The organism is Heyndrickxia acidicola (genome assembly GCF_001636425.1).
Taxonomy (GTDB): Bacteria; Bacillota; Bacilli; order Bacillales; family Bacillaceae_C; genus Bacillus_AE; species Bacillus_AE acidicola.
The window spans coordinates 3,031,734-3,056,791 of record NZ_KV440953.1 but is presented as its reverse complement, the minus strand read 5'-3'; the positions used below and the strand labels follow the sequence as shown (position 1 = coordinate 3,056,791).

The window sequence follows — 25,058 nt, the reverse complement described above, 5'->3', positions numbered from 1 at the left end:
ATCTTCCTTACCCGGGAGGTCCACATATTGACCGTTTGGCACAAGAAGGTAAGCCTGTAATTGATTTGCCGCGTGCATGGCTAGAAGAAGATTCATATGACTTCAGTTTCAGCGGGTTGAAATCAGCAGTTATAAATACGCTGCACAATGCTTCTCAAAAGGGTTTGACTATTGAACCCAAGGATCTTGCAGCGAGCTTCCAGGAAAGCGTAATAGAAGTTCTTGTAGGCAAAACCGTTAAGGCTGCCAAGGCTTATGGAGTTAAGCAGGTGCTGCTGGCCGGAGGAGTGGCTGCGAACAAAGGCTTGCGCACAGCACTGGAGGAGGCATTCAAGGGTATTCCACAGATCGAACTTGTAATACCACCGCTTTATTTGTGCACCGACAATGCAGCGATGATTGGGGCAGCGGGAAGTATTCTTTATGAAATGGGTAAGAGAAGTGAGTTAACTTTAAATGCTTATCCGGGTTTGGATATTGAAAATTTTTAATATGAAAACGGGAAAAAAGCCAAGCTCTTGAAGAAGGCTTTTTTTTTGACTCTGTTAAAGATAAGAACCGTTATTTATTGATTGGTGCAGCTGGCTTGAGGGCCCCTGCTTAGAAAAGAGGTCTAGGAGAGACCCCGCAGGAGCATGTGGACACAGTTGCTCCCCTGCCATCCGCAGAAAGCGAGTGCCTGCCGCGGTAATCAACAGACAAAATGGGCATGGTCTAAAAATAAAAAAAGGTTATCCACATTTTTTTAAAATATTCAGAGGTTTAAGTAAAAAACATTGAACGAACACCTGTTGTTGTGCACAGTCTGTGCATAAGTTGTGAATAAGTGGTTTTAAACTGTGTAAAAAGCCTCATATTCATTGAAAAAGAGTTGTGGATAATGTGTATAAGATTGTTGATATCTGTGTGAACTGTGGAAAACTTGTAAAGAAAGCGAAGATATAACGCTGCTATTGTGGATAATATTGTGGAAAATTAATTTTTCGATTAAAAAAAGAACAAGGTCTGCTTAGGATATTGGCAAACCTTGTTCCTTTCTTTCCTGTAACCTTTCAGCTGTGCTGAAAGGCGTGTGAAACAACCGTTTCACACGAATGGGCTAAAAAAAAGGTCCTCTAACAAAGCCTTGTGAATAGCCTAATTTATTTCTTCCAAAGCTGACCACTCGTCCATTAAATCCTCAATCTGTTTTTTTGCGGCTTCAATATTATTATTGATAACCAGGACCTTTTCATGGTTTTGGTAAACCTCTGAATCATATAGAAGACCTTCGTTTTCTGCTTTTATTTCTTCAAGCCTTTCAATTTCCGCTTCTATTTCCTCAAGGCGCCTCTTTCGCTGTCTTTCCAGTTTTTTTGCTTCTTTATCTAACTGATAGGATTGCTTAGCCTGGGACTGGGAAGGCTTTTGTTCTTGTGTATTGTTTTCAAGCTTCTCCAGTTCAATCATTTCAAGCTTTTTATTCACATAATAATCATAGTCGCCCAGAAACTCCTGTGTACCATCTCCTGAAAGTTCAATCACCTTGGTTGCAAGTCTATTAATAAAATACCGGTCATGAGAAACAAACAAAATAGTACCAGGGTAATCGATTAGTGCATTCTCGAGCACTTCTTTACTGTCTAAATCTAAGTGGTTAGTCGGTTCATCCAAAATAAGAAAATTTGCCTTTTGCATCATTAATTTTGATAGGGCAAGGCGTGCCTTTTCTCCACCGCTCAAGGAGGAAACAATCTTCAAAACATCATCCCCGGAAAAAAGAAAATTGCCAAGTACTGTCCTGACTTCTTTTTCATCCTTTAAAGGATAGTCATCCCATAATTCCTGAAGTACTGTTTTATTGGAGGAAAGCTTGGCCTGTTCCTGGTCGTAATACCCTATAGATACATTTGAACCATACTGGATGGATCCGTGAAGAAGTGGCAGTGATTTAATAATCGTTTTTAACAAAGTGGATTTCCCAATTCCATTTGGACCTACAAGTGCAATACTGTCCCCTTTTTTAACGGAGATATCGATTTGTGTTGAGACAGGGTTATGATCGTAGCCAACTGCCCCATCGACTATACTAAGAACATCATTCCCGCTTTGTTTTTCAATACTAAACATAAAATTCGCGGACTTCTCATCACCAAGAGGGCGATCCATCAACTGCATACGCTCCAGCTGCTTTCTCCGGCTTTGAGCTCTTTTGGTAGTGGAAGCTCTAGCAAGATTCTTTTGGATGAAATCCTGCAGCTTTGCGACTTCCTCCTGCTGCTTTTCATAAAGCTTAAAATCCCGTTCATATTGTTCCGCTTTTTGATCCAGGTATTGGCTGTAATTTCCCTTGAATTTTTGAATGGAATGCCTGGAAAGCTCATAAACTTGATTGACAACCTTGTCCAAAAAGTAGCGGTCATGTGAAACGATTAAGATGGCGCCTTGATATCCTTGCAAATATTGTTCAAGCCATGATAACGTATCAATATCCAAATGGTTGGTAGGCTCATCCAGGATTAATATATCTGGCTTCGTTAAAAGCAGTTTGGCAAGTGCAAGCCTTGTTTTCTGGCCACCGCTTAGGGTGGAAATGAATGTGCTGTAATCATATTGGTGAAAGCGGAGCCCATGTAGGACCGAACGGATATCTGCTTCATACTGATAACCACCAAGATCCTTGAACGTAACCTGCAAATGGTCATATTCTTTTAAAAGCCTTTCATAACGCTCATTATTTTCATATATATTGGGATCAGCCATTTGCTGTTCAAGAAGGCGCAGCTCTGCCTCCATTTTTCGGAGATCTTCAAAAACAGTAAGCATTTCTTCCCATATAGATAAACTGGATTCCAATCCAGTGTTTTGCGCCAGGTAGCCCATTGTTACTTCTTTCGGCTTCATTATATCGCCGCTGTCATAGGACATCTGTCCAGAGATCATTTTAAGAAGTGTTGATTTTCCTGCACCATTTCGACCTACAAGCGCAATTCTGTCTCTATGTTGAACTTCAAGTTTTATATTCGATAAAATAAGTTCAGCTCCAAAATATTTAGAGAGCTGTTGAACCTGCAATAGTATCATAATTTTCACCTCTGTCATTACTGCTAGTTTACCTTATTTAAAGGCCTATCGGCAATAAGGGCGCATCAGGCAGGAAATAGGTTTGATCCTTCTTTAGAGCGGTGACAGGCAAAATAAAAAAGTGTATGATTGAACGAAAGAGGTGGTTGGTAATGACGAATTTAACTCACTTTAATGAGCAGGGAAGAGCTAAAATGGTCGATGTAAGCCGAAAGCCTGACACAGTGCGCACGGCAATGGCAGAGTCGAGTATTGAAGTGAATCAAGAGATTTATGAGCATATCATTGAAAATAAAATAAAAAAGGGAGATGTGCTGGCTGTTGCCCAGGTAGCAGGTATAATGGCAGCAAAAAAAACATGGGAGATCATCCCGATGTGTCATCCTATCCCTTTAAATGGCATAGATATAGAGTTCACCTGGAAATCACTTGAAGATAATCGCTTTGTTTTAAAGATCATTACCAAGGTGAAAACAAAAGGGGCTACTGGTGTTGAAATGGAGGCATTAACAGCGGCTTCCACAACAGCTCTAACGGTATATGATATGTGTAAAGCTGTGGATAAGGGGATGGTTATTGGACCAACCTTTTTAGTTGAAAAAACAGGCGGTGTCTCTAGTCCTGATTATAAGAAAGCATAGAAAAGGATTAGTAAAAGAGACCCAACTGGGAGGAAAACAAATGAATGAAGAGACGATGAAAATACCTCAAGCAACAGCCAAAAGATTGCCTCTATATTATCGTTTCCTTAAGAATCTTTCAGTTTCAGGAAAGCAGAGGGTATCGTCAGCTGAATTAAGCGAAGCGGTAAAAGTGGATTCTGCAACCATACGGAGAGATTTTTCCTATTTTGGTGCTTTAGGAAAAAAAGGATACGGATATAATGTGAATTATTTACTATCGTTTTTCCGAAAAACGCTTGATCAGGATGAAACGACAAAAGTGGCACTCATTGGTGTGGGAAACTTAGGAACAGCATTTCTGAACTATAATTTTTCTAAAAACAACAATACGAAAATAGAATTGGCCTTCGATGTGGATCCTGATAAAATCGGCACCAATATTTGTGAAGTTCCTATTTTCCATATGAGTGAGCTTCAGGAACGTTTAAAGAAAGAAAAAATTTCGATTGTTATTATGACGGTACCAGCAGACTCTGCCCAAAAGGTAACGGATCAGTTAACTGAAACAGACATCAGAGGTATATTAAATTTTACTCCTGCAAGACTGAATGTACCGGGGAAGATAAGGGTCCATCATATTGACCTTTCAGTGGAACTGCAATCGTTTGTCTACTTCTTAAAGCATTATCCTAATGATTTTGAAGTAACACAGGAAAGTTGAAGATAAAATAGCCAAAATTCTCATAATTCGATATTATGGAGATGGGGGGTGGGGCAATGAGACCAGCAAATATGGTAGCATTGTATTCATTGTGATAATGCCTGTTTTTATTTATGGTGCAGGAAGGCTATTTAAGAAAGGGAGAGCTTTTGAAAAAGATTTAAGCGTATTCAAAAGTGAGCTAATGGAATCTTTAAAGGCATATCAAAAAGATCATTTCATTCAAGGCAATGTCAAGAAACGATAGGGTGAATCAGTTATGAACCAGAAAAACATGACATTCATTGAACATATGGAAGAGTTTCGTAAAAGGCTTTTCGTTATTGTTATTTTTTTCTTGATTGCTTTAGTAGGAAGCTTGTTTATCGCACAGCCTCTTATAAGAATCCTGCAGCATACCCAGGATGCAAGATCGCTTACCCTGAATGCCTTTCGGCTGACCGATCCATTTATGATATATATGGAAATGGCTTTTCTAGTCGCATTGATTATCATTATTCCCATTATTCTCTATCAGTTATGGGCGTTTGTCAGCCCTGGCCTCTTGGAAAAAGAACGAAAAGCAACGCTCGCCTATATTCCAGCTGCTATCTTTTTATTTTTAGCGGGACTGGCTTTTTCCTATTTTGTGCTGTTTCCACTTGTTTTGCGATTTATGTTGAAGCTGTCCCGCCAAATGGGCATTCATGCTGTCATTGGAATCAATGAATATTTCCAATTCCTATTCCATATTACACTGCCCTTCGGCTTTTTATTTCAAATGCCTGTGGTTATGCTGTTTTTGACAAGATTGGGAATTGTTACACCAATGCTGCTATCAAAGATTAGGAAGTATGCTTATTTTGCATTGATTGTCATTGCAGCTTTCATTACGCCGCCTGATCTATTGTCACACATGATGGTATCTGTACCATTGCTCCTCCTGTATGAACTGAGCTTATTTATTTCTAGAATTGGCTATAAAAAGGCGATGGCAGCAGAAGCAAGGTACACTTTGGAGCAAACTGAAATATAAATGATCAGGCCTGCAGAAGAAGCTCCTGCCTGTGCTTCCAGCTAAAGAAACTGCCAGAACACATATCTTATTGATAGCTTGGTGTTCTGGCAGTTTTCGTTGTTTAAATAGGATGAAAATATAAAAGTACTGAAACATTTTCTTTTTCAGCATCAGGTCGTTATTTTCGTTGATTTCTTATTAAAATATAATAAGCAATGATTTTAATACCGGCACCCAAATCCAGAGTGGCAAGAAAAATAATTAAAAAGGGAAATAGACCCCAGCCGCTTGACTGAACCTGCTGGGTGGCAAAATAGGTAAACAGTATGCCAAGCAGGCAATAAAAAACACCTGAGAATAAAGGCCTCATGAGAAAAATCCTCCAATAATACCTTGAACACTTTTAATTTGGTCATGCATCTGCCCTGTTAGAGACAACTGAATCAGGACAACAACTGTATTCATCACTACATGGGCTATGGTGGATACAATAATTCGTCCTGTCTTTCTATATAGGTAGGCAAAGGTAAAGCCCATTAATGTATAAACAATCAGATGGGTAATGTCCTGGTGAGCCAATGCAAAAAGCAATGAACTGATCGTAGCGGATATATTAAAAGAGAATTTCTTATAAAGGGATCCAAAAATGATTTTCCTAAACACAATTTCCTCTAATATAGGACCAACAATGGAACTGACAATAACGACTAATGGCAGGCTTTCAATTAATGCCAGGATCCTATCTGTATTTTCAGAAGCTGCATTTACACCAATTAAATGCTCAATAATGGCTCCTGCATATTGGGCGGCAAATGCCATGAATATCCCGCCAACCGCCCATAATAATGACTGGCCAATGGGCATAGGGCTGATTCTCTCCTCCTGATTGCGTATCGACTTTTTGTAAAGAGGAAGAATAATAATCAATGCGGCAATAAAACTAATGACAATCCAGCTGGGAAGGGCGATATGTGCCATTTGTGCTTTTGATTCATGAAAAACATAGATTCCTAAAGCGGCAACAACCGGTATTCCGATAATGCCTGAAAGCTGCATAACAATATATGTGATTAAAATATAAATGTACTCTTTTTTCACGTCATGTATCCTTTCCTGTAGCTTGTAATGTATATGGAAAAGAGTTCATTCGGATCTCATGTAAAAACCAGAACACTGTCCATTCTACTATTGTACAGCAATCTATTCAAATGAGAAGGCTGGCGCAAAACTCCGTTATATTTTATGAGAAATGTATTGCTGATATGTATAAGGATAAAAAGGATACATAAACTTTGATGGTGCCTGTGTTTTCGTAAGGTTCTTTTCGTAAACTATGTTACTATTTGACACAAAAATGATTGAAAATCCAAATTCAGTATTAATGCTTTTGAATAACCTTCGAAAAGATGCCGCGAAGATAGTCCGCATACGGAAAGTTTCTTTGTACATAAAGCACCAATCTATGCGAAAACAGTCTTTTGTAAAATTATTAAAAAATTTAGGTTTACAGACTTGCAAAATGTGAGTGAATTAATTATTATAATAATTGTGTTAGCACTCAGAGATGTCGAGTGCTAATAAAGAAAATTTACATACTATTTTTGAGGAGGTTGTTTCACTTGTTAAAACCACTAGGTGATCGCGTCGTAATTGAATTAGTAGAATCAGAAGAAAAAACTGCTAGCGGTATTGTTCTGCCTGACTCTGCAAAAGAAAAACCACAAGAAGGCAAAGTAGTGGCTGTAGGTACTGGACGTGTTTTAGATAGCGGTGAGCGTGTTGCGCTGGAGGTATCTGAAGGCGATCGAATCATCTTCTCTAAATATGCTGGTACAGAAGTGAAATACCAAGGCACAGAATACTTAATCCTTCGTGAAAGTGACATTTTAGCTGTACTAGGCTAATCTGGTTTGTTTATAAAGCATAACTAAATCATTAGAATTACGAGGAGGTAAAGTTAAAATGGCAAAAGAAATTAAATTCAGCGAAGAAGCTCGTCGTGCGATGCTTCGCGGTGTAGATAAATTGGCAGATGCAGTAAAAGTAACATTAGGACCTAAAGGACGTAACGTCGTTCTTGAGAAAAAATTCGGTTCTCCGCTTATCACAAATGATGGTGTAACGATTGCTAAAGAAATCGAATTAGAAGATGCATTTGAAAACATGGGTGCTAAATTAGTATCTGAAGTAGCAAGCAAAACAAATGATGTTGCCGGTGACGGAACAACAACTGCAACTGTTCTTGCCCAAGCAATGATTCGTGAAGGCTTGAAAAACGTAACAGCTGGCGCAAACCCTGTCGGCATCCGTAAAGGGATTGAAAAAGCTGTAACAACTGCTGTTGAAGAGCTTAAAGCAATCTCTAAGCCAATCGAAAACAAAGAATCAATTGCACAGGTTGCTGCAATCTCAGCTGCTGATGAAGAAGTTGGCCAACTGATTGCAGAAGCGATGGAACGTGTTGGCAACGACGGCGTTATTACAATTGAAGAATCAAAAGGCTTCTCTACAGAACTTGATGTAGTAGAAGGTATGCAATTTGACCGCGGCTATGCTTCTCCATACATGGTGACAGATTCTGATAAGATGGAAGCGGTTCTTGATAACCCTTATATCTTAATTACAGACAAAAAGATCTCAAGCATTCAAGAAATCCTGCCTGTACTTGAGCAAGTCGTTCAACAAGGCAAGCCATTGCTTTTGATTGCAGAAGATGTTGAAGGTGAAGCACTTGCAACTCTAGTTGTGAACAAGCTTCGCGGAACATTCAATGCTGTAGCAGTTAAAGCTCCTGGATTCGGTGACCGCCGTAAAGCTATGCTTGAAGACATCGCTGTTCTAACTGGCGGTGAAGTAATTACTGAAGAATTAGGACTTGATCTTAAATCCGCTACAATCGATTCTTTAGGCCGTGCAGCTAAAGTAGTTGTTACGAAAGAAAACACAACGATTGTTGAAGGTGCTGGAGATTCTGCAAACATTTCAGCCCGCGTAAACCAAATCCGTGTTCAATTAGAAGAAACTACTTCTGAATTTGACCGTGAAAAATTACAAGAGCGTCTTGCTAAGCTTGCAGGCGGCGTTGCAGTGATAAAAGTAGGTGCTGCAACTGAAACAGAATTAAAAGAGCGCAAGCTTCGCATTGAAGATGCTTTAAACTCAACACGTGCAGCTGTTGAAGAAGGTATCGTTTCCGGCGGAGGAACTGCTTTTGTTAACGTTTATAACAAAGTTGCTTCCATTGCTGCAGAGGGCGATGTGCAAACTGGTATTAACATCGTACTTCGTTCATTAGAAGAGCCTGTGCGCCAAATTGCACACAACGCTGGTCTTGAAGGATCTGTTATCGTAGATCGTCTTAAGAAAGAAGAAGCAGGCGTTGGTTTCAATGCAGCTAACGGCGAGTGGGTAAACATGATCGAAGCTGGTATCGTGGATCCTACTAAGGTTTCTCGTTCTGCACTTCAAAATGCAGCCTCAGTAGCAGCGATGCTATTAACAACTGAAGCAGTTGTAGCTGACAAACCTGAAGAAAACGGCGGCATGCCTGATATGAGCGGCATGGGCGGAATGGGCGGCATGGGTGGAATGATGTAATTCTTCCCTGAGGCCTACAGGTTTTAGGTGAAAATAAAAGCAGGTATGTTCGTAGAGGCCTATCATTTTTATGAATGATAGGCCTCTTTTTTGATGATAAAAGAAGAATGTATATTAGAGCTTCGTTAAAGGACGCTGTTGTTCTTTACTGTAAAATGAGATGGAAAACGAGCAGTTATCAACATAAGAAGCTTTAAAAACCATATGAAAAATCCACGGTCTTATTCGTGCTATCAGGCGGCTTCCGTATAATAAAAAAGAACATCCAGTGCTCCCCGGAGAATATGGGAACGCTGGATGTTCTTTAGGTTCTCTATTTAGTTGACAAAAACCTTCAAATGGCTTTCTTCAAATATTTACCAGAACCATTCAATTGATTCTGTATCTTAAATCGTATAATTGATTTTTTATCGGTATAACTTCTCCAGAATGAAAACAGGAAAATCGATATTAGAGCAATTTGAGGAGAAAATAAAGGTTCATCAAAAATGCCAGTTAAAATACATACCGGTAATGCAAACATAAAATACTCATCTAATGGTTTTATTTTACGGATAAATAATAATAGGTATTTGTAAAAGTTTACGATTAAAAGAAGGAAAAATGGTACACCGCCTACAATTCCATATTCCGTTATAGCCCCCAAATACATATCGTGCGAATGCGGAATATCTGAGAGTGAGTGCGGAATCTTTTTATACGTAAGCTGCAATAGCTTCGTAAATTCTTGCTGGAATCCCAGTGGAGTCGTTCCGAAAACCGGGTGAAGCTTCCATAATTTAAAGCTGAATTCCCATATTTGTTTTCTGTTATTCATTGAGTGATCCACTAATGCACTTCTCGGCATCAAGTTAAACAGCCGCTTAAATTGGAGCAGTGATACAATCGCAATCATCATAAAAGCAGTTTTATTCAGCCTTATTAAAAAGAGCATATATAGAAGGCACATGACTGCAAATCCGGAACGTGATCCTGTATCGAAAATCCCGAAAGAAAGAATAAATAAAATGGGAAGATGCCAAATAATCGATAATGATTGTTTTTTTCGTATAGCAATCAACGTTTCCGCAAGTAAAAAAGCTAAAGAAAGTAACAGCAGATACATATTGAAATTCGGATTATAAAAACAACCGGTAAGTCGTGTATTGTCTTGTGTAGCTGTATCACCAAATAAAACAGTACCAGTCAGCATCCCTGCAAAATTAGAAAAATGTATCCATTTTGTAGCCCATCCAATAAAACAGCTGTACAGCCCGCCAAAGATGATTAGCCAGCGATATTGTTTGAAAGAAACCTTAGATTCTTTTGAAAGAGTTTTTACATAGAGGCCCCAATATCCGATAATCATGATACTTACGAGTATATATGATATATTCTTCAGCACAATCGAAGCACCGATAGAAGCAATAAACATACAAAGAAAAAAGAAAAAATCAATAGTAAAAAGCTTGTACGTCTTTTCCCTGGAATTTTTATAAAAAGATTTGATCCCTATCATAAATAATAGGAAAAGCCCTACAGGAGGTAATATAAAGCACAGAACCAAACTGCTTAGCAGCAATTCTCTTTTGAAAAAATGTATAATATATTTCATTTAGATAACCCTATACTAAATCGCGTTATAGTTTTGATTGATATTATAATGCTCATTGTTCTAACTCCTTTGTTTTACTGTGATAAAATCGTATCTTAAAAAAATTAGATTTAGATAAGAATGATTAAAAACAGATTAAAAAGAATAGGAATGGTATTCATAAAACATCCATTTTGTCTCTTTCGTTTATACCCGTTTGCTTCCTTGCAGTAACCCTCTTGCTAACAAGAACCTCATTTTATTTTTTGAATTCATTGAATGTATTCCTTCTTTTTTTTCAACAAAGCCATCATTTCATTTTGCCAACTTTTTGACGTAAAGTAAATGATAAAGAACATGAAAAACCCTAAATGGGGTGTCAACCATTGAGGGTTGTGAAATTTGAGCATCTTGCAGTAACCACACATCTATTAGTTTAACAGAAAAAATTAACTTTTACTTAAAATTATACAAATACAAGAGATTACCAAATACTTTCCTTCGATCATTTCTGCCGTTTTTCAATATAGAATGTTATCTGAAAAGCCCCTTGAATAGGGATGATTTTATATAAATCGTTGATGTTCGTCATGGAACTGTAAGGTAAAATCGCTAATTTTCGAGCCTTTTTTTCACAAAAATTTTTTCAAAAAAGATATAGTGCTATAGTCTGAAAAAATGAGTAATTTTGCAAGCTTTTGAATGGTTTCTATCGAAGGCTGTCAAAATGAGAATTAATTCAATGCAAGAAAACTTGAAGTTTCACGAACAAACTTTTATTTTTATTCCATATGTAATAATTTAATTTATAGTAACCCAAATAATCAAATTTAGGAATAAATTTAATACAGGGAATAGCTTAATTCAAAGGGGACTAGGCTATTTTATTTTTTAGCTCATTCGTGTGAAAGGGCTGTTTCACACGAATGAGCTAAAAAACGAGCAGCTATCAACATTGAAATTTAACACAGCTATTTTCAAAAACAAAAAGCACCGCAAATACGGTGAGAATCAATATACATTTACTTTGCATTTTTAGTTGTAAATTCACGTTTTATAATAGGAAACCAGTTAATCACATCCGATCCTATTTTGTTCAATTTAATGATATTTGTTTAAAAAACCAATGACCGTTTGAATGACTGTTTGAACTTCACAATCCTGGCAAATGTGGTGCTTTGAAAGAGGAAGATAATGTATCTCTTTTTCCGTTGATGACGCAACAGAATAAATCAATTCAGAACTTCTGGGATCGACAGTTTCATCCTTTTCACCATGAATGATACAAATCGGAATGGAAATATGATGAAATATCCTTTTTGCTTGACGAACGATTTTGTTGAATTGGAAAACATTGTAGATAGGAGTAGAACGAATGAAGGATTGATTATTGAGAGGCGACTGTTCAGACAACGAAAATGTCTTTCTGTTTTGTTGAAAAAATCTCTCTGCCTTCAGCTTTAATAATTTTGGAGTAAGTATGTATACCGCCGGCGAAAGCAATACCAGGGTGGATACTTGTTGCCGGTTTGCAATAATAGAAGCAATCATGGCCCCCATAGAAAACCCCATCAAATGAATCTTCTTATTTTCTGCCATTGCTTTTTTGACCACAATTTCAATCATTTGTATCCATTCTAAAGCAGTGACTTTCGACATCTTTTCTTTGTTCATACTGTGTCCTGGTAACAATGGGGTAATTACTTGGTAGCCCATTTGTTCTAAAGCGTTTGCTAATGGCTTTATCTCCCATGGGTTTCCTGAGAATCCATGAATAATGATACATACTTCTTGATTCACGAAAAAGTCTCCTCTGCCGTTTACTTGAATGACTAATTTGTTAAATGATATTGGCTGTTTTCGCATAAATTTGCTGCTTTTCGTATAATGGATAAATCCGTATTTTGTCCTTATTCGTGGCATCTTTTCGTAAGCAATTCAAAAGTACGTTTACTGAACCTATTGTTTTAATCAATGTTTACGAAAAGAGCCGTGATAATCAAGCTGATCATTTAAGCTATCTTACCTAACAACACAGATACATTTATGTTGGCACTCAAGTTGTTGAGTTAGTTGCAATCCAAAAAACCTGACTATTCTAGTCTGCCGGTGGATTGGTTGTAACATACATATTGATCGGATTTTCCTCTATATTGCTGACAAGTTTATAACTCTTCCGTATATAAACAAAAATTTTGGGAATGATATAAAAGCTTTTTTAGAAGAATTTATACATGTACTAACTGTTCATTCTTGTTAAAGGAAATATTTAGATATGTAACACTAGAAGAAACAAAAAAAGGTTTTATGTTAGATCGAGGCTGATCCTATTATTCTTATTAATACCATTTTTTGAAACTCTTTTTTAGCGAGGTGACCGAATATGCCCTTCATCATGGTAAACGGCTGCAAACTTTATTTTACAGTACAAGGACAAGGGATCCCCATCCTCTTTATCCATCCCCCGGTACTTACTCATCTCAATTTTGATTACCAAATAAAAGACTTATCAAAGGTTTATCAGGTGGTTGCCTTTGATATTCGAGGCCATGGTAGAAGTTCATGCTCTGAACAGCCTTTAACGTATTCTCTAATTGCCGACGATATGAAGCAATTATTAGACCATTTAAACATAAAAAAAGCTTTTATTTGTGGATATTCTACAGGAGGAACCATCGGACTTGATTTTTTACTGTCCTATCCAGAGAGGGCTTTGGGTGGGATTGTGATCAGCGGTATGTCTGAGGTGAGCGATTGGTTTTTAAAAAATAGAATTATGATTGCCATTACACTAGCCAAATTGAAAGCTCTCCCTGCATTAGCTCTATCCACATCCTGGACGAATACGAATACCAAATCATCCTTTTGGAGAATGTTAAAAGAGGAGAATAAAGGAAGCAGTCAAAATATTGAAGAGTATTATAAGAGCAGCTTGTCTTATAATTGTACGAATCAGTTAGAAAATATAAAAAATCCTGTCTTATTAATATATGGGCAAAAAGACAAAGGTTTTTATCGTTATGCTAAATTGCTGCATGAAAAACTACCTCGGAATGAATTGAAATGGATCCAGCAAGTCAAACATCAGCTGCCAACAAAAGCTGCCTCTGAATTAAATCATCTAATGAAGCAATTCATCAATACCCATAAGGAATGTTAAGTAAGTTTAAGTTTAAAAAGGTAAAAGATAGATTGAAACCTCCATTTACTGGAGGTTTCAATCTATCTTTTATTACTTCGTTAGCGGTAAGATAAAGCCTGCTTCCCTAGCGCATTCCATGACTGTATAAAAGTTTGCCTGTTTACCTTATTATCCTTTTTTACCGCTAAAGGATCATTGAGATAAATGAATTGAGGTTCAAATCCTACCAGTACAACGGCATGCAAATCCAAAGTCGCTTTAATTTGTTCATCTCCATGTTGCCAAGATTCCACTCTATTTGGAGCTTTGTAATCTCCAGTTGTCCACACTACCACGGGCTTTCCTTTTTTTATTTGGGACAGTACATCATCGAAAGGTTTTCCGGTTAAGTTTACTGTGCGGCCTGGAAGATAGTGTTCCATCAACTCCTGTAGCGGTTGTACGTATACAGCATAGCCCTTTTTTTTGCCTGTCATATCTCCTACAAACCCATCTTTAGGATTTCCCCAATGTTTTATGTCCCCACTTTTTCCGACCACCAGAGGATCATTGTCTTTTTTTATTTTGCTAGCCAGTTCTGTTTTACTTACTTTAATACCGGCATACTGTAAAACCATCGCTAAGCTCGTTACTTCACAGCCATATTTCAACTCCGGATTTTGCGAAATTAGCGGGACGTCCAAGATTACCTTTTTTGGGGGTGATGGTTCTGAAAGCTGCAAAGTATTAAGAGGTTTTTCTTCAGATTTGGTTGTCTCAGTTTGTTCACGGGCACCGCTCGCACCTTGATTTTCAGAAGGAATTTGTTTTGCCGAGCAGCCTGCCAGAATGAACATGAGTATACCTATTGCTAAAGTTTTTTTGATATCCTTCACCTTCCTTTATGTAGTTAAGCACATATGATAATATTCCATATACGATCATGATTTATTACCAAAGTGCTTTTCGTAAATTTTGTTTCTATTTGACTAAAAAATGATTAAAACAACAGGTTCTGTATTAAAGACGCCACGGAGACGGACAAAATACGGATTTATTCATTGTACAAAAAGCAACCATCTATGCGAAAATAGCCATTACCAAAAACGTGCTTTTACGGAATGTGTCTGAGTAAATAGGATATATAACAACAAAAAGGGATTCGGTGCAGCCTTATTGGTTTTAAAAAGACGAATGACTCTAATACAAAATGGTCATTAGACAATATTGGAACTGTTTGGTAAACATTTATGCGGCTGCAATGTATGACATCCTCTTCAATCCTTTTTGAAGCACTCACTCTCCCGCTTCCGGGGATTTATCACCTCTAAATTAGAAAGTAAAGCACCAGCAGTAATGATACTGCGAAAATGGACAAATTAGGAATATGCGAATACAGACTTAGCAAAAAACACACCGCTAATTTTTTATTATTCCTCCGGTTTGGTGTAAAATGGTGGTACTTCGTATAATTTTTATGTGCAGGATGTGATTGAATGAAGAAGGCACTTATCAATATTGATTATACATACGATTTTGTAGCGGATGATGGACATTTGACATGCGGCAGGCAGGGCCAGCAGATTGAGGATGAGCTTGTGAAGCTGACAAAGGAATTTCTCGATACTTCGGATTATGTGGTTTTTGCAATTGACTGCCATGAGGAGGGAGATATGTTCCATCCGGAATCAACGTTATTCCCGCCGCACAATATAAAGGGGACGCCCGGAAGAGCTTTGTTTGGATCTCTGCAGTCCTTATATGAGCAACATAAAAATGACAAAAATGTGCACTATATGGATAAAACCCGATACAGTGCCTTTGCCGGAACTGATTTGGAAATCAGGCTGCGGGAAAGGGGAATAGAAGAGCTGCATCTTTGTGGAGTATGCACGGATATATGCGTTCTTCATACAGCTGTTGATGCTTATAACAAAGGCTTCAAGCTAGTCATTCATAAAAAGGCAGTTGCCAGCTTTAATGATACTGGCCATGATTTTGCATTAGGTCATTTTCAAAATAGTCTTGGGGCGCAGGTTCTCTAGGAAGAAAGCATAGGAGTGGAATGAGATGGTAAAAAAATACCAGGATGATAGTTTAGCTCTGCATACAGATTTATATCAAATTAATATGGCGAAAACTTATTGGGATGATGGAATTCACGAACGCAAAGCAGTATTTGAGGTGTTTTTCCGAAAGATGCCATTTGATAATGGTTTTGCAGTGTTTGCAGGGCTTGAGCATATCATTGAATATTTACAGGAGTTTCGGTTTTCGGAAACGGATATTGAATATCTCCGCGATGAGCTGCAGTATGATCCAGAATTTTTGCAATACCTGAGTGGGTTGAAATTTACTGGAACTGTCCGTTCGATGGCAGAAGGGGAAATTGTATTCGGTAATGAGCCGCTGGTACAAGTAGAGGCTCCTTTAGCGCAGGCACAGCTTGTAGAAACAGCCCTTCTCAATATTGTGAATTACCAAACACTGATAGCCACAAAGGCTGCACGAATAAAGCATGTTGTGGGCAATGATGTCGTAATGGAATTTGGTTCCCGGAGAGCACACGAGCTCGATGCAGCGATTTGGGGAACGAGAGCAGCCTTTATTGGCGGCTTTGATGCAACCAGTAATGTAAGAGCAGGAAAAAGGTTCGGCATTCCGGTTTCCGGAACCCATGCCCATGCTATGATACAGGCATATCGGGATGATTATACTGCTTTTCATAAATATGCAGAAAGCCACAAAGACTGTGTTTTCCTTGTGGATACATATGACACCCTCCGTTCAGGCGTTCCTTCTGCTATAAAAGTGGCGAAGGAGCTGGGGGATAAAATTAATTTTGTTGGTATACGACTGGACAGCGGAGATATGTCCTTTTTATCAAAGGAAGCGAGAAAGATGCTGGATGCAGCCGGTTTTGAAAGAGCAAAAATAGTAGCATCAAGTGACTTGGACGAATATACCATTCTCCACTTGAAATCACAGGGTGCGAAAATTGATACCTGGGGGATTGGTACCAAGCTGATTACTTCTTATGATCAGCCGGCATTAGGAGCCGTTTATAAAATGGTTTCGATCGAGGATGAAAACGGCACAATGCAGGATACCATTAAGATTTCCAGCAATGCTGAAAAAGTGTCAACACCGGGATTAAAAAAGGTATACAGAATTATGAACAAGAGCACAGGAAAATCTGAAGGGGATTATATAACGCTTAAAGGAGAGAATCCAGAAAGCGAGGACAAATTAAAGATGTTTCATCCTGTCCATACCTTCATTAGTAAGTATGTTACAAATTTTGAGGCCAAGAATCTCCATCATGACATTTTTGTAGAGGGGAAATATGTATATACACTTCCTGAGCTGAATGAAATTAAACAGTATGCAGAGGAAGCCCTTGGGACACTGTGGGAAGAATATAAGCGCTCATTAAATCCTGAGGAATATCCTGTCGATCTCAGCCAAAAGTGCTGGGATAATAAAATGAAAAATATTGAACAGGTTCGGGAGAAGGTAGCTCACCTTAAGGATAAGTAAATTTATGGATCTGCTTGAGACGAGGTAGTGAAAAGAATAGTTTATTATGAAGTGTAATTCTAGGAGGTCATAATATTGGACAAATTACAAAAACAAATCGTTGAAGAGATGATGGTAAAGCCTAAAATTGATCCCAAAGAAGAAATTCGCAAAAGCGTTGACTTCTTAAAGGCCTACCTAAAAAAATATCCATTCTTTAAAGGATTTGTCCTTGGCATATCCGGAGGGCAGGACTCTACGCTAACAGGGAAGCTGGCTCAAACAGCTATTAATGAACTTAGGGAGGAGACGGGAAATAAGGACTATACATTCATAGCGGTCCGTCTTCCGTACGGCGTCCAAAAAGATATGGATGATGTTAATGATGCCATAGCATTTATGCAGGCGGATAAAGCCTTAACTGTTAATATTAAAGGGGCTGTTGATGCAAGTGAGGCAGCATTGAAAGAAGCGGGTATTGTCCTGTCCGATTTTGCGAAGGGAAACGAAAAAGCAAGAGAACGGATGAAAGCCCAATACAGCATTGCCGCGATGGAAAACTGTGTTGTTCTTGGAACCGACCATTCTGCTGAAGCGGTGACAGGATTTTATACAAAATTTGGAGACGGCGGTGCAGATTTAACGCCTATCTTCCGTCTAAACAAACGCCAAGGAAAACAGCTTCTTAAGGAACTTGGCTGCCCAGAACACTTATACACAAAAAAACCGACTGCTGATCTTGAGGATGAGCGTCCGCAAATTCCGGACGAAGCAGCACTGGGTGTAACCTACGATAACATAGATGACTATCTTGAAGGCAAAGAAATTCCAGAGGAAGCTGCTAAGAAAATCGAATCATTCTATTTGAAATCTCAGCATAAACGCCATCTTCCAATCACAATATTTGATGATTTTTGGAAATAATAGTTGATAGAGACTGCTGCCATTTTGGCGCAGTCTTTTTTTGATCAAGGTTTTGCGTAAAGCAACAATCTATGAGAAAACAGCCTTGATGAAAATCGCTGTCCGCTGCACTCTTTTAAAATTACACCTATTAAAGTTCCTCCTTTTTCTTTTCCAATTTTTATAGTATGGTAAATAATATAAAAGTAGTGGGAATTATCTAACATTTTAAGCCTGAGGGGGAAACGCGGATAATGGGAAAAGAAGTACTGCACCCAAAGCTGGAGCAAATTATTAACAATATTGAAAAAGTGATGATAGGGAAGACCCATATAGCTGAGTTAAGTCTAGTAGCTTTATTAGCAGATGGACATGTGCTGCTGGAAGATGTGCCCGGTGTTGGAAAAACGATGATGGTCCGCGCTCTTTCAAAATCAGTAAGTGCTGTCTTTAAGCGTATACAGTTCACACCGGATCTTTTGCCCTCTGATGTAATCGGAGTCTCGATTTATAACCCGAAAGATTTGGAATTTCAATTCAGGCCGGGTCCCATTATGGGAAATATTATTTTGGCAGATGAGATTAATCGCACCTCTCCTAAAACGCAGTCTGCTTTGCTTGAAGGGATGGAAGAAAGTAGTGTAACAGTGGACGGAAATACCCGAAAGATGGACAAGCCATTTTTTGTAATGGCTACGCAAAATCCAATCGATTATGAAGGCACCTATCCATTGCCAGAGGCCCAGCTGGATCGCTTCCTGATCAAACTGAAAATGGGCTATCCTAATTCTCTTGATGAAATAGAAATTTTAAGCAGGGCAGAAAAGAATCCTCCTATAGAAAGCCTTCAGTCTGTTATTACCCTGGAAGAGCTTAGAGAACTGCAGAAGCAGGTTCGCGAAGTATATGTAGATCACACCATTAAACAGTATATTGTAGACCTTTCAACCCGCACCCGAATCCATCCGAATGTTTATCTTGGTGTAAGTCCCCGTGCCTCCATCGCATTAATGAAGGCATCACAGGCCTATGCCCTTTTGAAAAACAGAGATTTTGTCATTCCAGATGATGTTCAATATCTTGCATCCTATGTATTTGCTCATCGCATCATTTTAAAATCTGAAGTCAAATACAGCGGCCAAACGCCTGAGGAAATTGTTGATAGCATTCTTACCAGTACTCGTGTACCTGTCCAAAAGGCAGTGAGGTAAAAAGAATGTTCAGGAAAATGAAAGCCGGCGCCAGAATATTTTTTGTTGTTCTTATGCTGTTTTCAGTCCTATTGTTTGCGTTATTTCAAGGGGGATATGTCAGCTGGTTTCTTTTTTATTCTTTTAGCCCCATTGCTTTATATGCCTTGCTTCTTCAGTTTTCTGCTAAGAAGCATTTTCGTGTAGAAACCAAACTTGAAAGCTTGCAATATAGCGCTGGAGACCAGCTTACCATGAATGTATCTATACAAAGAAGCAACCCCTTTCCTCTTTTTTATATATCCCTCCATCATGATTCCAGTCCTGAATTGGGAATGAGAAAGGTCATTGTTTTTCCAAGGTTTAAAAGAAGAATAGAGCTGGAGCTTGTGATTCCCAACCTGCAGCGGGGAGAATACAAAATGGGAGAGATAAAATTAAAAACAGGGGATCCGCTTGGGCTATTGGAAAAAGAAGTGCATGTTTCCTGCCCGTATACCATTCTGGTGTTCCCTCCCTATACAGATGTGATATACAGAACCATTGAAAGCCGTTATGAGCAGGGCTCAACAGCATCGCAGTATAAAGTTCAAAATGATACCACAATGGTAACTGGAGTAAGGCCGTATCAGCCGGGAGACCGTTTTACCTGGATTGACTGGAAGGCTACAGCCCGCCTCAATGACCTTCAAACAAAAGAATTTGAAGTATATCAATCACATGATGTTTTAATGATTATCGACCGTACTCCATCATCTGCTTTTGAGCTTTGTGTTACGTTTGCAGCCTCCCTTATCCGAAGCATTTTGCGTCACGGCGGACAGACAGGCCTTTATTCCGTGGGACAGGATCATTCGATTTTTCCCATAAGAGGCGGAGAGCAGCAACAATATCAACTATTCCATCATTTGGCTAAGGTGAAAGCGGACAGTCCATTTCCCTTTGCTTCTATTTTGAAAGGAAACTCTCTTTTCTATCATCCTTCCGCTGCCCTGATGATGATTACCTCGAAGCTAGAGGAAGAAATGATTCAAAGTCTATATCATCTTGCCAAAAGGAAAGGAGCAGCGGTTGTGTTTGTGATTAAAAACAGGGGAGAATCAATCACAAGCGAAGAACAGGAATTGCATCAGCGGGCTTACAATGAAAAAATTTATATTAAATTTCTATATGAAGATGGGTTCCGGACGGCGCTGGCAGGGGTGAAGAAGAATGAGTAGGCAAATGGAAAAGACACCGGCCTTTCTTACAGTCGTTCTATATGTATTAGGTTTTTCGCTTCTTATGGAGTGGATAAAGCCTCTGAGCCAGCTTACGGAGACCGGAAACTTCAATGTGTTTATCGTATTTATTGGTATGGCCTTTTTCCTGTACGCGGTCAAGGCTCCAAGATGGATAGGGATTATACTTAAAGGGGTATTTATTTTATTCTCCATCCATTCCCTTTACTTTGGTGAATCTTTTTTTCAACTCACCTGGGTGATAAAGCTATGCGAACATGTATGGCAAAATACGGGACTTTTATTTTCCGATAAGCTGGACTCTTTATCAAATGAATTCAGAAGCCTGTTGTTTTTTGTACTGCTCTGGCTTATTACTTACCTTTTGCGATATTGGATGCTTGTTAAAAGAAATATGCTGCTTTTTTTTATTATGACAGTGATTTATGTATGTATTCTTGATACGTTTACCCGATATGACGGAAGCAAGGCGATTGTGCATTCAATGGCAATCGGTCTCATTCTGCTGGGAATCCTTTTTTTTCAAAAAATAAAAGAAGAAGGTCCGTTCCTCAGCTTCCCTGCCCATTGGGTGAAGTGGCTGATTCCCTTCTCCATATTTGTCAGTGCTGTATTGGTGTTTGGATATGAAATGCCTAAATCCAAGGCCATCCTTCCTGACCCAGGCCCTTTTATTAATTCAATCCTGGCGAGTGACCGATTAAACGGACCCAGAGGCTTAGAAGGATTGGACATGGGGCTGCGTGAAAATGATACGAGGCTCGGCGGCCCTTTTATAGGAGACAATCAAGTAGTTTTTGAGGCAAAGGTGGATTCTGATCAATATTGGAAAGTAGAAACAAAGGATACGTATACAGGTAAGGGGTGGACTTCTGAAGATAGCAAGGGGAATTCATTCTACACAACGGGTGAAATGATCTGGAAACTCGAGGAGCAGGGGAAGGACACCTCTTATGGGGGACAGAAAAGTGCCTTTCTCATCTATCAACATCCCATGCCTTATCTGGCTTATCCATATGGCATCCAATCCATTTCTTCGGGACTGCCGAATAATTTTGTACTAAACGATCAAACGGAAAAAATTACACCGTATGAATCAGATACAACTCATCCCACGATCGTTCAATATGGGATCAACTACGTCGTTCCGGAATATCAAAAAAAGGAACTGGAATCGACAACGGCTGAGGGATCAAAAAATGAGGAGGATCCTAAGTACCTGGAGCTGCCAAAGTCTTTGCCTGCAAGGGTGAAAAAGCTCGCTGCCCAAATCACTAAAGGCGATAAGAATTGGTATGATAAGGCGGTTGATATAGAATCATACCTTCAATCCGGACAATTTACGTATGACAAAAAAAATGTAGCCATTCCCGGCAAAAATCAGGATTATGTAGATCAATTTTTATTTATAACAAAGCGGGGGTATTGTGATAACTTCTCGACATCAATGGTTGTGCTGTTAAGAGCAGCGGGTGTACCGGCAAGATGGGTAAAAGGTTATGCACCCGGAAATTATACAAATTCCACAAGCGATGGTACTAGGACTTATCAGATTACCAATAACGATGCCCATTCTTGGCCTGAAGTATGGTTTCCAAAGGATGGCTGGATTCCATTTGAACCGACAAAAGGTTTTTTTGGTCAAACAATCGTCCATGAAAATGTGCAGGGGTCTTTAGCTGAAAAAGAGCAAAAGCCATTGGCGCCGATTCAGCCCAAAAAGCCGCTTAAGCCTCAAAAAGACTTACTGGACAATGGTTCGAATGCAAAAATAAAAGCACCATCCCAAAGTAATATGCAGAAAATCAGTTCTTTTGTGAAAAACCATAAAACGTCAATGATTATAAGTGTTATATTTTTTGCCATCGTCTGCCTTTTCCTATTCTTGTATCGAAAAAAATGGATGCCATTCATACTGATTTGGCTTTACCGAAAAAAGAGCGGAACAGAAACCTTTGCCAAGGCATACCTCCTTCTCTTAAAGCAGCTGGATCAATATGGCATTAAACGAAAGGAAAATCAGACGCTGCGCGAATATGCCGTTTATGTAGATTCCTATTTTGAAACTGGGACTATGATGATGCTCACCAAACAATATGAGAAGTATTTATATAAGGGAGCTGAAGACCTTGGAGACTGGAAAGAATATAGCGAATTATGGGAAAATTTAATAAGAAAAACAGCGGGTTGACCCAACTGGTATTCAAGTATAAAATGGTGACAAACTTAATCCGCGGGATTAGTAGTTTCAGCTGATCCCAGTGCTCTTCATATAATCTCGGAAATAAGGTTCGAGAGTCTCTACCAGATCACCTTAAATGATTTGACTATGAAGGCAGACTTCTTTGTGTTTGTCCAGGCATCATCTTGCTATGGATTATTTTAGTGTACCGTTTCGTATGCTTATCAGACTAGAATTCTGCCTTCTAATTTATTAGAGGTGGAATTCTAGTTTTTTTTTAGGGAATTATAGGCAGGCGGGAAGAAAATATGTACGTCCCTGAACTGGCGCCTTAAGCTTTTTTCGTGTTACCAAAAAATTTATTAAACGGGGGAATCTGCATGTCTCAAAACGCATCTTTAGAAAATCAGGAAATTATTGTTGTATTGGACTTTGGCAGCCAGTATAACCAATTAATCACAAGAAGAATTCGAGAGTTTGGTGTTTATAGTGAATTGCATCCTCACACCATCTCCGTTGAGGAAATAAAAGCGATGAATCCGAAGGGAATTATTTTTTCCGGCGGACCTAACAGTGTTTATGATGAGAATTCTTTCCGTTGTGACGAAGCAATCTTTGAACTGGGTGTTCCGGTACTCGGAATTTGTTACGGTATGCAGCTGATGACAAAGCATTTTAATGGAAAGGTTGAGCCTGCCAAAAACCGTGAGTATGGGAAGGCGAGCATCACGGTAAGGAAGCAGTCCCGTTTATTTGATGAACTTCCTGAAGAGCAAGTTGTATGGATGAGTCATGGGGATTTGGTTACAGCTCCTCCTGAAGGGTTTGTGGTAAATGCGACAAGTGCCGATTGCCCAATTGCATCTATGAGTGATCCTGAGCGCCATCTATATGCAGTTCAATTTCACCCGGAGGTAAGGCACTCTGTGTATGGGAATGAGCTTCTAAAGAATTTTGTTTTTGGTGTTTGTGAATGCAAAGCTGAATGGTCCATGGAAAACTTTATTGAGATTGAGATGGAGAAAATCCGTCAAACGGTTGGGGACAAAAAGGTTCTTTGTGCATTAAGCGGCGGAGTGGATTCTTCCGTGGTAGCTGTTCTTATTCATAAAGCAATTGGAGACCAGCTGACATGTATGTTCGTGGATCACGGCCTCCTTCGCAAAGGTGAAGCAGAAAGTGTTATGAAGACCTTTTCTGACGGTTTCAACATGAATGTCATTAAAATTGATGCCCGTGACCGCTTCTTGTCTAAGCTTGAGGGAGTGTCTGACCCAGAGCAAAAGCGTAAAATCATTGGCAATGAATTTATCTATGTTTTCGATGATGAAGCAGCCAAGCTGGAGGGAATTGACTTCCTTGCTCAGGGAACGCTGTATACAGATATTATTGAAAGCGGTACGGCAACAGCTCAAACAATTAAGTCGCATCATAATGTGGGCGGTCTGCCAGAGGATATGAAATTCACTTTAATTGAACCATTAAATGCGCTTTTTAAGGATGAAGTACGTGCACTGGGCACTGAGCTGGGCATTCCTGATGAAATTGTATGGAGACAGCCATTCCCTGGACCAGGGCTTGGAATTCGTGTTCTTGGTGCTATTTCAGAAGACAAATTGGAGATTGTAAGGGAATCTGATTATATCTTGCGTGAAGAAATTAAGAAAGCTGGCCTTGATCGTGATATTTGGCAATACTTCACAGTTCTTCCTGATATCAGAAGTGTAGGGGTAATGGGTGATGCAAGGACTTACGACTACACAATAGGAATTCGTGCCGTTACTTCCATTGATGGAATGACCTCAGACTGGGCAAGAATACCATGGGATGTTCTCGAGAAAATTTCCGTAAGGATTGTCAATGAAGTGTCTCACATTAACCGAGTAGTGTATGACATTACCAGTAAGCCGCCTGCAACCATTGAGTGGGAGTAACTAAAACTTTTAGGTACATCCTTTTGTGGTGCTGCCGTTAAAGGATGTACATCACATTTGTAATACGGACTTTTTAGTGCAATCAGCAATACGATTCTTACTAGAATTTTTATATAAAAATACGAACGTATTTATAATTTGGTAAAAAAACGTTCGTATTTTTTTGTTGACGGACACATTTCGACATGATACAATTTTCCCATAAGAGAATACGTCACATCGTATAATTTCGGGGATATGGCCCGATAAGTTTCTACCAAGCTGCCGTAAAGAGCTTGACTACGAGGCGAGTGTTACATAAAGGGGAAGTTTTCTCTTTATTCGTACTTATGCCTATAGTCAAACGCTTCGGTGGAAACCGGAGCGTTTTTATTATGTAGATGAAAGACTATTT

Annotated in this window: 20 protein-coding genes and 2 riboswitches (1 of these 22 only partly in view); of the genes, 14 read left to right on the top strand and 6 right to left on the bottom strand. The window is 39.0% G+C overall.

What is annotated here, in order from left to right; translation table 11 throughout:
* Positions 1-491: the final stretch of a tRNA (adenosine(37)-N6)-threonylcarbamoyltransferase complex transferase subunit TsaD gene (gene tsaD / locus A5N88_RS14235; RefSeq protein WP_066270554.1), read on the top strand. 529 nt of this gene lie to the left of the window's left edge; the window shows 491 of its 1,020 coding nt (coding positions 530-1,020); the start codon falls outside the window, past its left edge; it ends in the stop codon at positions 489-491.
* A 646-nt stretch (positions 492-1,137) separates the two neighbouring features.
* On the opposite strand, the gene A5N88_RS14230 is transcribed toward tsaD, so the two are convergent.
* A complete protein-coding gene (locus tag A5N88_RS14230) occupies positions 1,138-3,063 on the bottom strand; it encodes an ABC-F family ATP-binding cassette domain-containing protein (RefSeq protein ID WP_066267235.1) in 1,926 nt (641 codons plus the stop codon).
* 152 nt (positions 3,064-3,215) lie between these two features.
* Here A5N88_RS14230 and moaC point away from each other — a divergent pair, with 152 nt between their 5' ends.
* The 3 genes from moaC (at position 3,216) to tatC (ending at position 5,422) form a co-directional block, all read left to right on the top strand.
* Positions 3,216-3,704, top strand: coding sequence for a cyclic pyranopterin monophosphate synthase MoaC (moaC, locus tag A5N88_RS14225; protein ID WP_066267233.1), 489 nt, complete (start codon positions 3,216-3,218; stop codon positions 3,702-3,704).
* A 40-nt stretch (positions 3,705-3,744) separates the two neighbouring features.
* The gene (locus tag A5N88_RS14220) at positions 3,745-4,407 is read left to right on the top strand and encodes a redox-sensing transcriptional repressor Rex (protein ID WP_066267231.1); all 663 of its coding nucleotides are present in this window, start codon (positions 3,745-3,747) and stop codon (positions 4,405-4,407) included.
* 259 nt (positions 4,408-4,666) lie between these two features.
* Positions 4,667-5,422: a twin-arginine translocase subunit TatC gene (gene tatC / locus A5N88_RS14215; RefSeq protein WP_066267229.1), complete on the top strand. Its 756-nt coding sequence runs from the start codon at positions 4,667-4,669 to the stop codon at positions 5,420-5,422.
* Between the two features lie 160 nt (positions 5,423-5,582).
* Here the strand turns inward: tatC and A5N88_RS14210 are convergent, their stop codons facing one another.
* Positions 5,583-5,774 (bottom strand): YdiK family protein, encoded by a 192-nt coding sequence (locus A5N88_RS14210; RefSeq protein ID WP_066267228.1) that lies wholly within the window; start codon positions 5,772-5,774, stop codon positions 5,583-5,585.
* Positions 5,771-6,502: a CPBP family intramembrane glutamic endopeptidase gene (locus tag A5N88_RS14205; RefSeq protein ID WP_066267226.1), complete on the bottom strand. Its 732-nt coding sequence runs from the start codon at positions 6,500-6,502 to the stop codon at positions 5,771-5,773. The genes A5N88_RS14210 and A5N88_RS14205 overlap by 4 nt, the downstream gene beginning before the upstream one ends.
* Before the next feature lie 521 nt (positions 6,503-7,023).
* Here A5N88_RS14205 and groES point away from each other — a divergent pair.
* Complete coding sequence (gene groES / locus A5N88_RS14200; RefSeq protein WP_066267223.1) at positions 7,024-7,308, top strand: co-chaperone GroES; 285 nt, start codon at positions 7,024-7,026, stop codon at positions 7,306-7,308.
* 58 nt (positions 7,309-7,366) lie between these two features.
* Entirely contained in the window at positions 7,367-9,001 is a 1,635-nt protein-coding gene (groL, locus tag A5N88_RS14195) for a chaperonin GroEL (RefSeq protein WP_066267221.1), read from the top strand.
* A 334-nt stretch (positions 9,002-9,335) separates the two neighbouring features.
* Here groL and A5N88_RS14190 read toward each other — a convergent pair whose 3' ends face one another.
* Positions 9,336-10,385: an O-antigen ligase family protein gene (locus A5N88_RS14190; protein WP_198160281.1), complete on the bottom strand. Its 1,050-nt coding sequence runs from the start codon at positions 10,383-10,385 to the stop codon at positions 9,336-9,338.
* Positions 10,386-11,675: 1,290 nt separating this feature from the next.
* Entirely contained in the window at positions 11,676-12,374 is a 699-nt protein-coding gene (locus A5N88_RS14185; RefSeq protein WP_066267216.1) for an alpha/beta hydrolase, read from the bottom strand.
* A gap of 583 nt (positions 12,375-12,957) precedes the next feature.
* Here A5N88_RS14185 and A5N88_RS14180 point away from each other — a divergent pair.
* Entirely contained in the window at positions 12,958-13,734 is a 777-nt protein-coding gene (locus A5N88_RS14180; RefSeq protein WP_066267214.1) for an alpha/beta fold hydrolase, read from the top strand.
* 80 nt (positions 13,735-13,814) lie between these two features.
* On the opposite strand, the gene A5N88_RS14175 is transcribed toward A5N88_RS14180, so the two are convergent.
* Entirely contained in the window at positions 13,815-14,582 is a 768-nt protein-coding gene (locus tag A5N88_RS14175) for a C39 family peptidase (RefSeq protein ID WP_066270553.1), read from the bottom strand.
* Positions 14,583-15,191: 609 nt separating this feature from the next.
* On the opposite strand from A5N88_RS14175, the gene A5N88_RS14170 reads away from it, so the two are divergent.
* The 7 genes from A5N88_RS14170 to guaA all read left to right on the top strand — a co-directional run bounded on the left by A5N88_RS14170 (position 15,192) and on the right by guaA (position 24,664).
* Positions 15,192-15,740 (top strand): cysteine hydrolase family protein, encoded by a 549-nt coding sequence (locus tag A5N88_RS14170; RefSeq protein WP_066267211.1) that lies wholly within the window; start codon positions 15,192-15,194, stop codon positions 15,738-15,740.
* Positions 15,741-15,765: 25 nt separating this feature from the next.
* Complete coding sequence (locus A5N88_RS14165; RefSeq protein ID WP_066267209.1) at positions 15,766-17,235, top strand: nicotinate phosphoribosyltransferase; 1,470 nt, start codon at positions 15,766-15,768, stop codon at positions 17,233-17,235.
* Between the two features lie 75 nt (positions 17,236-17,310).
* Positions 17,311-18,138, top strand: a complete 828-nt coding sequence (gene nadE / locus A5N88_RS14160) for an NAD(+) synthase (RefSeq protein ID WP_066267207.1) — start codon at positions 17,311-17,313, stop codon at positions 18,136-18,138.
* Positions 18,139-18,371: 233 nt separating this feature from the next.
* Positions 18,372-19,328, top strand: a complete 957-nt coding sequence (locus A5N88_RS14155; RefSeq protein WP_066267205.1) for an AAA family ATPase — start codon at positions 18,372-18,374, stop codon at positions 19,326-19,328.
* Positions 19,329-19,333: 5 nt separating this feature from the next.
* Complete coding sequence (locus A5N88_RS14150; protein WP_066267203.1) at positions 19,334-20,527, top strand: DUF58 domain-containing protein; 1,194 nt, start codon at positions 19,334-19,336, stop codon at positions 20,525-20,527.
* Positions 20,520-22,739, top strand: a complete 2,220-nt coding sequence (locus A5N88_RS14145) for a transglutaminase TgpA family protein (protein WP_066267200.1) — start codon at positions 20,520-20,522, stop codon at positions 22,737-22,739. The genes A5N88_RS14150 and A5N88_RS14145 overlap by 8 nt, the downstream gene beginning before the upstream one ends.
* 57 nt (positions 22,740-22,796) lie before the next feature.
* Positions 22,797-22,898, top strand: a riboswitch (purine riboswitch).
* A gap of 212 nt (positions 22,899-23,110) precedes the next feature.
* Entirely contained in the window at positions 23,111-24,664 is a 1,554-nt protein-coding gene (gene guaA / locus A5N88_RS14140; RefSeq protein ID WP_066267199.1) for a glutamine-hydrolyzing GMP synthase, read from the top strand.
* Positions 24,665-24,863: 199 nt separating this feature from the next.
* Positions 24,864-24,966: riboswitch (purine riboswitch) on the top strand.
* Positions 24,967-25,058: the final 92 nt, after the last annotated feature.